Source organism: Sphingomonas sp. DG1-23, assembly GCF_030730875.1.
In the GTDB taxonomy this organism is placed as follows: Bacteria; Pseudomonadota; Alphaproteobacteria; order Sphingomonadales; family Sphingomonadaceae; genus Sphingomonas.
This window is the reverse complement of the sequence record NZ_JAVAMA010000006.1, coordinates 261,910-276,948: the sequence shown is the minus strand read 5'-3', so window position 1 is coordinate 276,948 and position 15,039 is coordinate 261,910. Positions and strand designations below refer to the sequence as shown.

Below are 15,039 nucleotides of genomic sequence, written 5' to 3'. Positions count from 1 at the left end.
GTCTTCTCCTCAGTTCGCCGTGGCCGGCGTTTTCCAGTTGATCACGTGATAGGTCGCGGGTGTTTCGCCGACATTGCGCAGCGCGTGCGGCGAATTGGACGCGTTGAAGATCACCGAACCGGGGCCGAGCCGCTTCCAGATGCCACCGTTCAGCACCTCGACCGTGCCTTCGCGGACGATCACCAGCTCTTCGTTGGGATGGGTGTGCGGCGGATGCGAGGCGAGCCCGGGATTGAGCGTGGTAACGTGCATCTCGAGTTCGTCGAGCGTCGCGGTAGGCTGGCGGACGAGGCTGCGAAGCGCACCGACATCGGTGGCCTTCACTTCCATCTTCGCCCAGTCGAACACCGTGGGGCCGAGCTTCGCCGATGTCGCTTGAGCACCGGCTGCGACTGCCCAGCCAACCAGCATGGCGATTCCCGCAACCGCAGCATCTCGCTTTGTAATTCGCATCGCACCTCTCCCCTCGCCATGCTTCTCGCAGGAGCACGATTCCGGTCTTGCCCAGCTTACCCAAAACGATCGCGCCGTGAACCCTATTTGTCTGAGAATATTGCCACAGCCCCGCCGCTCGCCGCGAGCCGCAGCTCGATCGTATCGGCGCTCGCGACTTTCCGCGTCGTGAGCACCACGGCATCGGCCTTGTCGCCATCGGCCCAGATCCGCGCGACTGCCTTTCTCGACAGGAAGCCGAGGGGCACCCGCACCGTTCGCGCGGTCTCGCCATTCATCGCGCCGAGATACCAATGGCCGCCCTTGCGGCGGGCAAGGACGATATAGTCGCCGGTCTCGCCCGCGAGATAGCGCGTCTCGTCCCACGCCGCAGGAACCTGCTTGATGAAGTCGAACCCTGCCGGGCTCTCGGCATAGGTATCGGGGCTGTCGGCAACGCTGCCCAGCGGGCTGAGGAAAATGACGTACATCGACAGGCCATGCGCGCGCGTCGTCTGGACGAAAGGCAGGTCGTTGCGGATCCGGAACTCGGCAGGGGTGACGTTGCGGAAACCGCCGGGGGTATAGTCCATCGGCCCGAGCAATCCGCGCGTGAAGCCGAGCATCACGTTCTGGCGCGCGGTGACCCGTCGGCTCCATTTATTGTATTCGGCGCCCATCACCCCTTCCTGCGTCACGAAATTGGGCCAGGTCCGGGTCGTCCCGCGTGGCGGATAGGCGCCGTGCAGATCGACCATCAGATGGTGTCGCGCCGCCGCGCCGAGGAATTTGGCGTACCAATTGACCATCCATTGATCGTCGCGGTCCATGAAATCGACCTTGATGCCGGCGATGCCGAGCTTTTCGTACAGCGAAAGCGCGTCTTCCATCTGCTCGTCGAGTGCCTGCCAATGGGTCCATAGCCACAGCCGGACCTTCTTCGCCTTCGCGTAATCGACGACTTCCTGTAGATTGATCGCATCGGACCAACGCGTGACGTCGACGCCGGGCCGGCGCACCCCGCCCCCGCCGGCGCCGGCATACCAGCCCTCGTCGATCATCGCGTAGGGCAGACCGTTGGCGGCGGAAAAGTCGATGAATGCCTTGGCGACGGCGGTGCTGGTGCGCTGTCCCGGCAGGCCGGCGATCACCGGGCCGTTCCACCAGTCCCAGCTGGCGATGCCGGGCTTGATCCAGCTGGTGTCGTCGATTCGGCTCGGGCTTGAGAGATTGGTGAGCAGAGTCGACTCGTTGAGCTTGCCGAGCTGGTCGGCGAGCATCACCACACGCCACGGCGTGACGATCGGGCTGCCGATGCGAGTATGTACCGCGATCCGGGAATCGTCGAGCGAGGGCGAGAGCTTGAGCTGGAGCCCGAGCCCGCCGTCGCCGCGCCCGGTGAGGTACATGCCGGCAAAGTCGATCAGATCGGCCTCAGCGAGCGCGAAGGCGGCGCCGCCTGTCTCGCAGGCGAAGGGCAGGTCGAAGAGATTATGGTCGCGGGTCCGCATGGTATCGACCGGATCGAACTCGCCTTCATGGCTCGATCCGAACTTGCCGACGTTGAACCCCCAGCATTTATACGCCTGCGGAAAATAGAAACCGGTGCGCTCGTAGCGGACGATCGCCGCAGCGGTGGCGGGCTGGACCGGGATCACGCTGCGGAACGCGACTCCGTCGTCATAAGCGCGCAGCACAAGATCGAGCCTGCGCTTTCTGCCGCTCTTTTCCTGCAGATGGACGGTGCGCTGATTGTAGCGGTCGCGCCCCTCGGCGGCCTTGCCCGCGACGATCGGATAACGCGCATCGCCATTGGCCGCTTCGGAGCCGATGATGGTGAGACCATAGCCGAGGGTGTCGGTGTCGAGATCGAGCAGGATCGGCGATGGGGAAAGCACGGGGGTGCCGCGGCGGGCGACGGTGTAGATCGGCGTGCCCGTGGTGCTCAGCTGGAGCGTGATCTGATTGGTGCCGTCGGGTGAGATGACGTCGAGCGGCTGGGCGAGTGCCGCTGTCGGTAGCGCGAGGAGCGCCGCCCAAAGCACGCCCCTCCCTTGCCGGGAGGGGAAAAAGCGGAACTTCATATTTTCCGCGCTCTCAGGAACGGTTCGATCACCGTGGCCATCAGGTCATAGCCCTGATCGGTCGGGTGGACCCCGTCGGTCGCGAGCCCGGGTTTCATCGCTCCCTTGTCGTCCGCGAGCACCGGCCAATAGTCGATCCAGGTCGCGCCCGCGGTCTTGGCGTAATTCTTGAGCCAGACGTTGATCGCCCGGATCGGCTTCACCGTCTCGAGCCCCTGCCGCCACGGGAAATGATCGGCGGGCGGCACCGAGGCGAGCACCACCTGAATGCGATGGGCCTGGGCGATCGCGGTCATCATCCGGAAATTGTCGCAGGTCTGGGCGAGCGTGATCTTTCCGGTATTGCCCGCGACATCGTTGGTCGCGGCCATGATGTGGACGTAGCGCGGCTTCAGCGCGACCACGTCGGCCATCATCCGCAACACCATTTGCGGGGTGGTCTGGCCGCTGATCCCGCGCCCGACGCGGCCCGGCTTGAAGAAGTCCTGCCGCTGACGCCGCCAGCCCTCGGTGATCGAATCGCCCATGAAGACGATGTTGGTCTTCTTGCCCGAAGCGAGCAGCTGGCGGTTCTCCTCGGCATAGCGTCCGAGCCACGGCCAGTCGTCCCTGAGCTGGCTCTGGCGTTTCTCTTCCCAGCTTTCCTGGGTCTGGGCGCTGGCGACGAGCGGCAGCGACAGCGCACCGGCGAGGAAACCGCGGCGGACGATCATGATCTCTCCTGTCTCAGCGGGTGGGCTGCCCTCCCGGTATTTCGGAACGAGCTTAGCGGCCGGAAGAAAGCTGGCAAGCTCGGCCGATGTCGGTCGTTCTTGAGAAGGAGCCCGGTTGGGCGCGGTTCCGGGCTCGGGTTCGGACAGCGATCCGCGCCCCTGTTTTGGCCCGCGGCCGGGTTATCTCGGTCGCGGGTCAATAGTTGCTCGCACTCTCACCCTAAATTCGCCTATTAGCAGCGCGATTCAGCTGATTTGCCGGGGGGTGAGCAGCCGGACAGGAGTAGATAATAGTGATATTGCGAGCGAGTTTGGGCCGATCCGTGCAGCTGGGTGCCGTTATGGCGAGCGCCATCGGGCTGGTGAGCGCGCCCGGTCTTGCGCAGCAGACCCCGCCCGTCACCGCGCCGATGGTGCAGCCCGTGCCGCCGGTCGCGCCGGTTCAGATCGTACCGCTGCCGACGATTTCCGCGGCGCAAGCCACGCAACTCGCGCAATTGCTCGGCGATGCCGGGTTCGCGCACGGACTTCGCCATGACGGCACCGCGAAGCCGCGGATCGACGGAAATGACGCGGTCGTCCGCGCCGCGCTCGATTATGCCCGCGCGGTCCATTCGGGCCGGCTCGACATCAGCGACTTTCAGCAGGATTGGGGCCTTCGTCCCGCCGCCTACGATCCCGTCCCCGCTTTTGCCGACGCAGTGAAGCGCGACCGGATCGCCGCGTGGTTCCGTTCGCTGCCGCCGCCCTATGCCGGCTATGACGGGCTGCAAAAGGGGCTCGCCGTCTATCGCAAGATCGAGGCGAATGGCGGCTGGGCGACCTTGCCCGCCGGTCCGGACATGGGGGTCGGCGCGAGCGGCCCGCGCGTCGCGGCGCTGCGCAAACGGCTCGCGGTCGAGGATAGCGAAGTCGCCGCCGGCGGCGACAAGTTCGACGCGTCGCTCAAGGAAGCGGTGGTCCGCGCGCAGCGGCGGTACGGGCTCAACCCTACCGGGCTGGTCTCGACCGGCACGCTCCGCGCACTCAACGTGCCCGCCGCCGATCGCGTGCGCCAGATCATGGCGAACATGGAGCGCTGGCGCTGGCTGCCCGCCGAGCTGCCCGCCAAAAGGATCCAGGTCAACATCGCCGCGGCGGTGCTGACGGTGTTCGAAGGCGATGCCCCGATCGCGTCGATGAAGGCGGTCACCGGGCGTCCGGGCAACGAGACGCCGATGTTGCAATCGCGGATCCATTCCATCGTGCTCAACCCGCCATGGAACGTCCCCGCCGGGATCGCCGCCAAGGAACTGTTCCCCAAGGGCGCGGCGTATCTGGCGCGTAACAATTACAAGATTATCGGCACCGGCGCCGGCCGCCGGATCCAGCAGCAGCCGGGGCCGAAGAGCGCACTCGGCCTGTACAAGTTCGACTTCGACAACCCCTATGCGGTGTATCTCCACGATACGCCGGCGCAGGCGAAGTTCGCTAGCTTCGACCGGCTCGACAGCCATGGCTGTGTGCGGCTGGAGAAGCCCGGCCCGCTCGCGCAATTGCTGCTGCGCAACGATCCCAACTGGCAGCCCGAGCAGATCGAGGAAGCGCTGGGCAAGGGCAAGACGCTGCGCGTCCAGCTCCAGGAGCAGGACAAGGTGCAGGTCTATCTGCTCTACTGGACCGCTTATGCCAGCGCGAACGGCCAGATGAACTTCCGCGGCGACCCTTATGGCTGGGACAAGACGCTGGCCGCCAAGATCGAGAGGCGCTCGGCGATCACTGCCGTCGCCGCACGTTGAGAAAAGGGGAATATCGAATGAACCTCAAGCGTATCGCCTTGCTGACCGCCGGCACGCTCGCCCTTGCCGCATGCGGAGGCAAGGACGAGGCCGAAGCGCCCACCAGCAATGCAGGCACGATGACGCCGATCGAAGTCGAGAACACCGCTACTGCGGTGCCGACCGAAGCGCCCCCTGCGACGCGGATCGACAACGTCACCACGCCGGTCGAGACGGAAACGCCCCCCTCTGCGCTCACTTCGGACGAACAGACTCAGGACGATGCCGACGCGACCGGCATGACCGCACGGGTCTCGCGCGACGAAGGCGGCAACGAAGGCCAGCCCGCCGAATGAGCTACACCCGCCGGAGGGAGGTCAGCTCTCTCCGGCGGCGCAATAGCTGGCCAGAAACTCCTGCTGCGAAGGCAGCCGCGCCACTGCGGCATCGATGTTGGTCTTGAGCCCCTGCAGGGCGTCGCGCAATTCGGCCGCCCCCATCATTCTGGCCAGTCGATGATAGCTGCGCGGCGCGAGCCGCTGCCCGAGCAGCACCTGAACCCACGAATCCACCCGAAACAGATCGCCGCCGTCTTGCCACGCATGCGCATGCGCGCGGAACACCGCCATCCGCTGCGCCAGCGACGCGGGAATCTCCATCGTCCGGCAGCGCCGCCAGAAGGGCGAATCCTCGCGCTCGGTGAGGTGATAATGCAGGATGATGAAGTCGCGTATGCCTTCGAGTTCGTAGCGTGACTGCGCGTTGAAGCGCTCCGCCAGCGCCGCGTCGCAGCCGCCGAATGGAAACTCCTGGATCAGCCGCGTCACCGCGACCTTGACCAGATGGATGCTCGTCGATTCGAGGGGTTCGATAAAGCCGCTGGCGAGGCCGAGCGCGACGCAGTTCTTGTTCCAGACCTGCCGGCGACATCCCGTCCGATAGCGGATCAAGCGAGGTTCGATCAGAGGCTCTCCCTCTATATCATTGAGAAGCTTGGCCCTGGCATCCTCGTCCGTCATGAACTCGCTGCAATAGACGAGGCCGTTGCCGACGCGGTGCTGCAACGGGATGCGCCAGCGCCACCCCGCTTCGTGCGCGATCGCCCGGGTCAGCGGGATCGCCGGGCCGGTCGAGCGCGTCTGGACTGCGAAAGCGCTGTCGGTGGAGATCCATCGCGCCCAATCCTCGAATCCGGTGTGAAGCGTCTGCTCGATCAGCAGCGCGCGGAACCCGGTGCAGTCGATGAACAGATCGCCTTCGATCCGCGTGCCCGATTCGAGCACCAGTCCCGCGATGAAGCCGGTTTCGGGATGCTGCTCGACCCGCGCGATCTTGCCCTCGACCCGCCGCACCCCCGCCGGCTCGGCCAGCCCGCGCAGGAAGCGCGCATAGAGCGTCGCGTCGAGATGATAGGCATAGTTGATGTTCACGCCCTCGACCTTGCCGAACTTGCCCGCCTCGGATGCCCGGAGTTCGAAGCAATAGTCCGCGAGGCTGCCGCCGAAGCCCTGTTCGCGCGCCGCCATCCAGAAATGGTGGAAATCGGCCATCCACGTCGAGCGCCTGCCGATCTCGCCGAAGCTGTGGATGAAGCGGTCGCCGATCCGCCCCCAATTCTCGAAGGCGATGCCCAGCTTGAAGGTCGCCTGGGTGGCGCGCATGAACGCCGGCTCGCTGATCCCGAGCAGGTCGTGGAAGCTGCGCGAGGTCGGGATCGTCGATTCCCCCACCCCCACCGTGCCGATCTCGTCGGATTCGACGAGCGTGATGTCGAGCAGCGGCCCGAGTTGCTTGACCAGGGCGGCCGCGGCGACCCAGCCCGCCGTGCCGCCACCCGCGATGACCACCCGCTTCACGACTTGCTCGGTCATCGGTTCAGCCTGTTCAGGAGTTGCGCGCGGAGCCGTCGCGCCTTCATCTCGTCGAGCGGCCCCAGCGCGCCACGCGCCGCTTCGGGCAAATGCGCACCGGCGCGTTCGGGCTCGCCGAAGACATAATAATCGAACAGCGCCCGCCAGCCCTTCTTCTCGGGTTCGGGCCGGTCGCGCAGGCTCAGCAAAGCATGGAGCAGCACATTCTGCGGGGTGTCCATGAAGGCGGGGGACATGTTCCACCAATAGTTGATCATCGCGTTGAACCCGTCCAGCGCGTCGACCTGATGCCACCACAAGGCAGGGTAGAACAGCAGGTCGCCCGGCTCGAGTTCGGCGACCTGCGCGGCGTCGAGTGCCGCGCGGAAACGCGGGTAACGCTCGAAATCCGGATCGCGAAAATCGACCATCGTCACCACCTGCCCGCCCGGCGTGGGCTCGAGCGGGCCCGGATAGAGATTGGCGACCTGATCGGGCGGGAACAAAGTGAAGCGCCGTCGCCCGACCATGCAACAGGCGAGGTTGTTCGACATGTCGTAATGCGCCGCGGCGGTGGTGCGATTGCCGAGCCAGATGCTGACCAGCGGCGGATGGGCCGCGAACATCGGATCGTTCAGGATCAGCCCGTTCTCCGCGCGCAGCCCCGGCAAATAGAGGTCGAGATCGGTCGAGCCGGCATAGCAAGACGGCGCCCGCTCCTCACCGAGATGCGCGCAGACACGATCGAGGAAATCGCCGAGAGCCAGCCGCTCGCTGGCGAAATTGAGCCCGGTCCCTGCTTCGTCATAGCCGAACCGGCCGCCGATCTCGGGCGGTCCGGTGAAGCCGGTGATCGGCTTGCCCCCGTCGAAGCCGGCGAGATAGGCCATCGCCGCTTCGGGACCTTCGCGACCGCGCCGGACCAGCGGCCAATCGCGCGCGACGCCGGTGAGGATCACCGGTTCCTGCGCCGCCAGCAATGCAGCATAGGGAATGGCGTCGGGCGCCACGCCAGCGACGGTCTTCGTCCTGCGGGCGATGTCGATCACCCCGCCGCGCTCCGGGCGAGCTTGCGTTCGATCAAGCGGTTCACGTTCGCCGTCGACGCCACGACGAGGAACGCCGCGTAGAGAAAGCCGGCGCGGTGGAGCCGCTCCAAAGCCGCACCGTCGAGCGCGCCCAGCCGCTCGCCCGAGATCGTACTGTAATCGGGCAAATCATATTGCTCGGTGTCGCTGAGCTGGACCTGCACCGCCACCGGCTCGATCAGCCCGGCATCGCCGAACGCATCGAACATCGGCCGGATCAGGTCGAGCCCGGTATAGATCGTACGCAGCACGCCCGAGATATGTTCGAGATAAGGCGCGTTGCCGCCATGCGGCAGGAACAGCGGCATGCCCTCGCCCATCCCGCGGCCGATGCGCGGATGTTCGGGATCGACATGGATCATCGGATCGCCGCCACTCTCGGCCATCCCGATCACGAAGGGGCCGCGCTGCTGCGCGGCGGGTACGTAGCGCGCCTGCCAACCGGTATCGTCGAGGAACAGATTCTCGTCGCGATCGAGCCCGAGCAGCGCCACCGCTTGAAGATCTCCGTTCGCATCGGGTGTGAAGAAGATCGGATATTCGCGCTGGATGTCTTCGAATTCGGTCGGGAAGACCAACACCTGATTGATCGCGTCGCCGAACTCGGCGGCGTGGCGCGTGATCACCCGCATATCGTGGTGATCGACATTGTTGAGCTGAACGGTCGTCATCTGGAAGCTCCGGGCCACGCTGCCCGATGATGAAACAAAGCGCCTGCGCACTCAACCGGCAGGCAAAGGGCCGCTGCGAACAGCGGCCCTCCCCCTTTTCCGGCTCGCGCCGGATCGTCAGAAGCGGAAGCGCGCGCCGAGCAGGTAACGCGGCTTCAATTCCTGCGCGAAGTACAGGTTGGTCTCGGTACGGCCATAGGTCCGCACCGGCTCGCTCGTGATGTTGATCGCTTCGAACGACAGCGCGATGTTCTGCGTCACGTCGAGGCTGATATTGGCATCGAGCGTGCCGAACGGCGCGATGAAGGTCGGATTGCGGTTCGATCCGTCGCGGTTGGTCTGGGACAGATATTTGTCGCGCCAATTATAGGTCAGGCGCGCGGAGATCCCGCCCTTGTCGTACATCGCCGTGACGTTGAAGCTGTCGCTCAACCCGAGCAAAGCGAACTGGTCGATCGCCGGATCCGCGCCCGGATCGATGTTCACGTCGCCGCGCACGATCGTGTACGAACCCGCGATGCCGAACCCCGTCTGGCCGAAGAAATAGGCACCGGCCAGCTCGAAGCCGTGGATCTTCGCCTCGCGATTGTTGATCGGCGAAGTGATCACGAAGTTGAACAGCGGATCGTTGGCATCGGCCGAGATGTCGATCGCCGCGAGCACCGAGTCGACAAAGCCCTGGTTGAGATCGCCGCTCGGCCCGCGATTGGCCTGGAACTGCGTCGTCGCCGCGGCAACGCTGCCGCCGTTCTGGATGATCAACGCGGTCATCGTGAACAGATTGACGTCGCTGCGATTGGCTCCGATCCCGGCCAATGCGGTCGCCGCGGCGCCCGAACGGCTCCCCGGCGTGGCCGCGGTCGGGTCGCGCAGGCCGAACAATTCGCCGCGCGACTGGCCGCTGCCGACGAAATTGCGGACGCTCTTGTGGAAGAAGCCGGCCGACACATAGCTGGACGGCGCGAAATACCATTCCAGCGACAGATCGAGATTGTCCGACAGCAGCGGCTGCAGATTGGGATTGCCGCGCGTGCCGGTGCCTTCGCCGCCGAGCGAGGTCGGCCGACCAGGCGCGTTGGCGACTTCCGAGACGAACAGATTGCCATATTCGGGACGCGCCAGGGTGCGGCTGAACGACGCGCGCGCCTTGAAATTCTCGAACGGCTCGATCGAGAAATCGAGCGCGGGCAGGAAGTTCGAATAGGAACCCGTGCCGTTGCGTTCGACCGGCGGCGTCGAGAAGTTCAGGACGCGCGTGAAGTCGTTGTCCGCCGTCCAGCGGATCGCCGAGGGTGGCACCACCAGCGCGTAGGAGTCGACGTCGGTCTTCTCGTAGCGGACGCCGGCGACCATGTTCGACTTCATGCCGCCGATCTCACCTTCCCAGGTGACCTGACCGAACACCGACCAGGTCTTTTCCCGGACGCGGTCATAATCGTTGCCGTTGACTTCGACCGGGCGGCCCGCCTGGACCCCGGCGAGCACCGGATTGCTGTCGGCGGCATAAGCCGGCGACAAGGCGTTGTACAAATCGACGGCATTGCCGCGGAAGCCGATCAGCGAGGCGCCGCTCGTCCCCGGATTGAACTTGTCGAACTTGCAGGTCAGGCAGAATTGCTCGACCAGCCCGGACGCGAGCAGATTGACGTCGCCGGGATAGGTGATGCCCCAGTCGCCCAGCGTCTGCTGGGTCTGGATGCGCGCACTGGTCATCTCCGAATCGATATAGCTGCCGCCGAAATCGAAACGGCTGCCGCCACCGGCGTCCCAGCCCATCTCGAGGCGCGCTTCCTTGACCTTCTGGCGCTGCGACGACGCATTGGTGCGCGCGACCTGACTACCGAGATCGCCGAGATCGAGCTGGCCGTTATTGTTGCCGCGCAGCGCGTCGTTGATCACGATCGACTGCACCGGAATCTCGCCGCTGAAATCGACCGAGTGCGACGCGATGACCGGCGCGCCGATGCTGACCAGAGTCGCGCTGGTGCCGTTGGGCGCATCGGGATCGCTTCGCGCAGTCGAGATGTGGCCGTCGAGCTTGACCGAGAAGGTGTCGGTCGCTTCCCAGGCGAGGTTGAGGCCATAGGATTCGAGCTTGTCCTTGGTCGCGCGATATTGCTGCTCGAAGCCGGCGTCCTTCACCCCGGCGATCGTCTCCTGAAGGAATTCGGTGGTCGAGACGACATCGTTGCCGTTGAAGCGGACCTGGTTGAACGGCCGGTTGAACCAGTTGCCCTGATCCGAACGGGCTTCGTTGCTCTTGTTCTGCACCCACAGCGCGTCGCCGCTGATGGTGAAGCCTTCGACCGGCCGGAATTGCAGCACGCCCGAGAAATTGATGCGTTCACGCTCGGATTCGGAGAAGTGATAGCGGCTGTCGTTGGGCACCGCGATCAGATCGTCGGCAGCGGGCGGATTGGTGACCTGCGTCGTCCCGTCGGTGCGGACATAGGTGCCCGGCGCGAGGAAGGTGCTGCCGCGCATGATGTTCCACGCGTTCGAGGTCGCGCTGGCGGCGGCGCTGTCGCGCTTTTGATACGAACCGAACAGCGAGACGCCGATGCTGTCGGCTTCGTTCGACCAGCTGACGAGGCCGGAGACCTCCGGCGTGACCTTGTCGCCGCGATCGACGCTCGAATCGATCACTGCCTTGGCGCCGATGCTGCCGCGGAAACCGCGCTCGCCGCCGTCGAGCGGCTTGCGGGTGACGACGTTGATCGATGCGCCGATGCCGCCCGAGGGGATCGCCGCACGGCCGGTCTTGTAGACCTCGAGCCGGCTGACGCCTTCGGAGGCGAGGTTGGAGAAATCGAACGAGCGGCTGGTCGCGCGGCCGAAATCGACGCTCTGGTCGCCGCCGACCGAGACGACGTTGGCGGCGGGCAGCGTGCGGCCGTTCAAGGTGACGAGATTGAACGCGCCGCCGAAGCCGCGCGCGGTGACTTCCGAGCCTTCGCCGTTGACGCGATTGATCGACACGCCGGGAATGCGCTGCAGCGACTCGGCGAGGTTGGTGTCTGGGAACTTGCCGATATCCTCGGCCGAGATCGCGTCGACGACGCCGCTCGAATTGCGCTTGATGTCGATCGCGCGATCCAGCGAGGCGCGGATACCGGTAACGACGATGTCGTCGCCGGTGCCCTCGTCCTGCGACGCGGTCTGGTCCGCCTGTGCCGCAGGGGCGTCCTGCGCCGCGGCGATGCCGGGCATCATCAGGCAAGCGGTGATGGCGATCGTGGAAGCCGTGCGCGCAAGCGCAGGCGTGAGCCTAATGCTTTTCATCTGTCCCCTCCTCGTCAGCATGCCGAAGCATGCCGCATGGTTTTTTATGCGAGCCGGCATGGTCGCCGCCCTGATGTTAACGCTACCAAGTTGTCTTACGTTGTCAACCGTCGAACACGTCTACTGTGCACGATAGTTTTCTCAGTGATCTCCATTACTTACTGAATGGTCGCGCTTTCATTGCGGCGGCGCGCAAACGAAACCTTTGGCTTGCGGCAAAAATGCCACATGTCGATCGGCTCTTGCGGCGGCGATCAGCCGTTCAAGGGTTGCCGTGCGCGACCCGAAACCAGTCTATGTCGACCGCGCCCGCGGCCGCCGGCCCGCGGGTGAAGGTGAAGATGCTGGGCCGCGAGCCCTTCCACCATGAGAAACGGGCCAGCCAGAGCGGCGGGCCGAATTGCACGAAGCTTTGGCCGCCATCGAGGCTGTACGAATATTGCACCGTCTGCCCCTCGCCCACCTCGGCAGCGAACACGATCGTCGCGCCCGCGAGTCGTGGCCCGAGATGCTCTTCTCCTTCGGACGCAACCGTGATGTGATTCACGCCGGCGCTGCGCACCACGCCGATCCAGCTCGGCCGCACGCCGAACAGGCTGAGCCCGGCGCGCTGGCCTTCGGTCATTCGGCCGACATCGAAGCGCGTGGTGATCCGCACGCGCGGGCCTTGCAGAATCTGGGTGAGCGTATTGCGCGCAGTGACGAGATGCTCGGCGGGCAGCGCGGTGAGCCGCAGCCAACCGGGACGCTGGGCGAGGCTCCACGCGGAATCGGCGGGATTATGGTTCCACGACCATTGCAGCCCGAGCACGCGGGCGCTGAATTCGTCCGAATCCTGAAGCCGGTCGGTGATCGGCGCGGCGCCGGTGTCCGGCATCCGATAGCGGAGCACCGGCTGGCCGGACTGCTTGTCAGGGACAGGCTGACCGACCAGCGGCCAATCGTCGATCCAGTGGACCGGCTGGAGATGGACGATGCGGCCGAACGCCCCGGTCGAGTTGAAATGCGCGAACCAGCCTTCGCCCGACGGCGTCTCGACATAGCCGCCCTGGTGCGGCCCCTGTACCGGCGTGGTCCCCGGCTCAAGCACGACTCGCCATTCATAGGGCCCGCTGATGTCGCGGGCGCGGCCGACTGCCTGCGGGCCGGTGCCGACCCCGCCGATCGGTGCCCAGATGTAATAATAGCCGTTCCTCTTGTAGAGCTTGGGGCCTTCGAGGACGGGAAGCTTCTCCTTGTCCTCGGCGATCACCTTGCCCTCGTCGAGGACGCCGGCGCCGTCGGGGCGCATGCGGTGGAGGATCAGCGGACCGGCCCCCACCTTGCCATGGACCAGCCACGCGCTGCCATCCGCGTCCCAGAACGGGCATGGGTCCTCGAGCCCGGCCTTCGCGATCACCGCGACCGGTGCGGTCCATGGACCGGTCGGGTCGGTCGCGGTCGACATGAACACCCCTTCGTCGGGAGTCGCCCAATAGACCCAGAATTTTCCCGCGTGATGCCGGATGCTCGGCGCCCAGACTCCGCTGGCATATTTGGTGCCGCCGATCGGCTTCGAGATCTTGTCGGTAAGGGTATGCGGGCCCGGCATGTCGTAGAGCGGGCCGAAGGGGAGTTTCGGGAGGACATGGCCGATGATCGTCCAATGGACGAGGTCTCGCGACTTGAGCACCGGGATTCCGGGCGAGAAATGGAAGCTCGAGGCGACCATGAAATAGTCCCGCCCGACGCGAATGACGTCGGGGTCGGAATAATCGGCGTAGAGGATCGGATTGGTGTAGGTCGCCTGCGCATGCGCCGCGACGGGCGTTGCGAGCGCCAGACCAATGGTCGCCAACTTCCACATATCCGTCTCCCAACCCGATTTATGGGAGCGCTATCATTTACCGCTGGCCAGCGCCAAGCCTTGCGCGCATCGTGGCGACGGCCGAAGCTGGCTCGACAGTGGGTTCCATTTTGTGGCACAGCATATCAGGCAATGAGACGAGCAGCTTCAACCCTTGATTATCGCGAGCTTGCTCGCCGGCGCCTCCCGCATTTCCTGTTCGAATATATCGACGGGGGCTCCTATGCCGAAGTGACGCTCAGGCGGAATGTCGACGATCTCTCGGCGATTGCGCTGCGCCAGCGGATATTGCGCGACGTATCGACGCTCGATCTGTCGACCACCTTGTTCGGCCAGAATCTCAAGATGCCGGTCGCGCTGGCACCGATCGGGCTGGCCGGAATGAGCGCGCGGCGCGGCGAGGTCCAGGCGGCGCGCGCCGCCGAGAAAGCCGGCATACCCTTCTGCCTGTCCACCGTCTCGGCCTGCCCGCTCGGCGAAGTGGCGCGGGGCACCACGGCCCCTTTCTGGTTCCAGCTCTACATGATCCGCGACCGCGGCTTCATGCGCGAATTGCTCGATCAGGCGACCGCGGCCGGATGCAACGCTCTGGTGTTCACCGTCGACATGCCGGTGCCGGGATCGCGCTATCGCGACTATCGCTCGGGCCTCGCCGGCGCCACCGGCATGTCCGGCGGCCTGCGCCGCATGTGGCAGGCAGTGCAGCGCCCGGGCTGGGCATGGGATGTCGGGGTGCACGGCCGCCCGCACCAGCTCGGCAATGTCGCGCCGGTACTCGGCAAGAATACCGGGCTCGAAGACTTCTTCGCGTGGATGCGAGGCAATTTCGATCCGACGGTGAGCTGGCGCGATCTGGATTTCATCCGCGAGCGCTGGAACGGCCCGTTGATCATCAAGGGCATCCTCGACGCCGAAGACGCGCGTTCCGCCGCCGAGCTCGGCGCCGACGGGATCGTCGTCTCGAACCATGGCGGCCGCCAGCTCGACGGGGTTCCCTCGACGGCGCACGCGCTTCCCGAGATCGCCGAGGCGGTGGGCGACAAATTGACTGTGCTCGCCGACGGTGGCGTGCGCTCCGGGCTCGATGTCGTCCGCATGCTGGCGCTCGGTGCGAAAGGGGTGCTGCTCGGCCGCGCCTGGGCATTTGCGCTGGCAGCGCGCGGCGAGGCGGGCGTCAGCCACATGCTCAAGCTGGTCGAGGCCGAGATGCGCGTCGCGATGGCGCTCACCGGCTGCACCAGCGTGGACCATATCAGCCGCGACGCATTGGTGGAGACGACCCACCGCTGAAGTTCGACACCATGGACGGGCGCAAA

At 65.5% G+C, this 15,039-nt stretch carries 11 protein-coding genes; 3 read left to right on the top strand and 8 right to left on the bottom strand.

Features of this window, described 5'->3' with window-relative positions:
* Positions 1-9: 9 nt before the first annotated feature.
* The 3 genes from Q9Q95_RS12220 to Q9Q95_RS12210 form a co-directional block, all read right to left on the bottom strand.
* The gene (locus Q9Q95_RS12220) at positions 10-411 is read right to left on the bottom strand and encodes a cupin domain-containing protein (protein ID WP_306097404.1); all 402 of its coding nucleotides are present in this window, start codon (positions 409-411) and stop codon (positions 10-12) included.
* Between the two features lie 125 nt (positions 412-536).
* Positions 537-2,477: a glycoside hydrolase family 97 protein gene (locus Q9Q95_RS12215; RefSeq protein WP_306097403.1), complete on the bottom strand. Its 1,941-nt coding sequence runs from the start codon at positions 2,475-2,477 to the stop codon at positions 537-539.
* 35 nt (positions 2,478-2,512) lie between these two features.
* Entirely contained in the window at positions 2,513-3,229 is a 717-nt protein-coding gene (locus Q9Q95_RS12210; protein WP_306097402.1) for a GDSL-type esterase/lipase family protein, read from the bottom strand.
* 341 nt (positions 3,230-3,570) lie between these two features.
* On the opposite strand from Q9Q95_RS12210, the gene Q9Q95_RS12205 reads away from it, so the two are divergent.
* Both Q9Q95_RS12205 and Q9Q95_RS12200 read left to right on the top strand, forming a co-directional pair.
* Entirely contained in the window at positions 3,571-5,007 is a 1,437-nt protein-coding gene (locus Q9Q95_RS12205; protein WP_306097401.1) for a murein L,D-transpeptidase, read from the top strand.
* Positions 5,008-5,024: 17 nt separating this feature from the next.
* Complete coding sequence (locus Q9Q95_RS12200) at positions 5,025-5,342, top strand: hypothetical protein (protein WP_306097400.1); 318 nt, start codon at positions 5,025-5,027, stop codon at positions 5,340-5,342.
* Between the two features lie 21 nt (positions 5,343-5,363).
* Here Q9Q95_RS12200 and Q9Q95_RS12195 read toward each other — a convergent pair whose 3' ends face one another.
* The 5 genes from Q9Q95_RS12195 to Q9Q95_RS12175 form a co-directional block, all read right to left on the bottom strand.
* Positions 5,364-6,857 carry a tryptophan halogenase family protein gene (locus Q9Q95_RS12195; protein WP_306097399.1) on the bottom strand — a complete coding sequence of 498 codons (1,494 nt, stop codon included), beginning with the start codon at positions 6,855-6,857 and terminating at the stop codon, positions 5,364-5,366.
* Positions 6,854-7,876 carry a cupin-like domain-containing protein gene (locus tag Q9Q95_RS12190; RefSeq protein ID WP_306097424.1) on the bottom strand — a complete coding sequence of 341 codons (1,023 nt, stop codon included), beginning with the start codon at positions 7,874-7,876 and terminating at the stop codon, positions 6,854-6,856. Before Q9Q95_RS12190 ends, Q9Q95_RS12195 begins: the two co-directional genes overlap by 4 nt.
* 5 nt (positions 7,877-7,881) lie before the next feature.
* On the bottom strand, positions 7,882-8,595 hold the full coding sequence (locus tag Q9Q95_RS12185) for a SapC family protein (RefSeq protein ID WP_306097398.1): 714 nt from the start codon (positions 8,593-8,595) through the stop codon (positions 7,882-7,884).
* Between the two features lie 117 nt (positions 8,596-8,712).
* Complete coding sequence (locus tag Q9Q95_RS12180; RefSeq protein ID WP_306097397.1) at positions 8,713-11,877, bottom strand: TonB-dependent receptor; 3,165 nt, start codon at positions 11,875-11,877, stop codon at positions 8,713-8,715.
* 262 nt (positions 11,878-12,139) lie between these two features.
* A complete protein-coding gene (locus Q9Q95_RS12175) occupies positions 12,140-13,723 on the bottom strand; it encodes a glycoside hydrolase 43 family protein (protein ID WP_306097396.1) in 1,584 nt (527 codons plus the stop codon).
* 132 nt (positions 13,724-13,855) lie between these two features.
* Here Q9Q95_RS12175 and lldD point away from each other — a divergent pair, with 132 nt between their 5' ends.
* Complete coding sequence (gene lldD, locus Q9Q95_RS12170; protein WP_306097395.1) at positions 13,856-15,013, top strand: FMN-dependent L-lactate dehydrogenase LldD; 1,158 nt, start codon at positions 13,856-13,858, stop codon at positions 15,011-15,013.
* Positions 15,014-15,039: the final 26 nt, after the last annotated feature.

Bases quoted from the DNA above. Each gene is read 5' to 3' on its own strand.
- Q9Q95_RS12205 (WP_306097401.1), top strand. From the start codon at position 3,571: ATGGCGAGCGCCATCGGGCTGGTGAGCGCGCCCGGTCTTGCGCAGCAG.
- Q9Q95_RS12195 (WP_306097399.1), bottom strand. From the start codon at position 6,857: ATGACCGAGCAAGTCGTGAAGCGGGTGGTCATCGCGGGTGGCGGCACG.
- Q9Q95_RS12210 (WP_306097402.1), bottom strand. From the start codon at position 3,229: ATGATCGTCCGCCGCGGTTTCCTCGCCGGTGCGCTGTCGCTGCCGCTC.
- Q9Q95_RS12200 (WP_306097400.1), top strand. From the start codon at position 5,025: ATGAACCTCAAGCGTATCGCCTTGCTGACCGCCGGCACGCTCGCCCTT.
- lldD (WP_306097395.1), top strand. From the start codon at position 13,856: ATGAGACGAGCAGCTTCAACCCTTGATTATCGCGAGCTTGCTCGCCGG.
- Q9Q95_RS12180 (WP_306097397.1), bottom strand. From the start codon at position 11,877: ATGAAAAGCATTAGGCTCACGCCTGCGCTTGCGCGCACGGCTTCCACG.
- Q9Q95_RS12185 (WP_306097398.1), bottom strand. From the start codon at position 8,595: ATGACGACCGTTCAGCTCAACAATGTCGATCACCACGATATGCGGGTG.
- Q9Q95_RS12220 (WP_306097404.1), bottom strand. From the start codon at position 411: ATGCTGGTTGGCTGGGCAGTCGCAGCCGGTGCTCAAGCGACATCGGCG.
- Q9Q95_RS12175 (WP_306097396.1), bottom strand. From the start codon at position 13,723: ATGTGGAAGTTGGCGACCATTGGTCTGGCGCTCGCAACGCCCGTCGCG.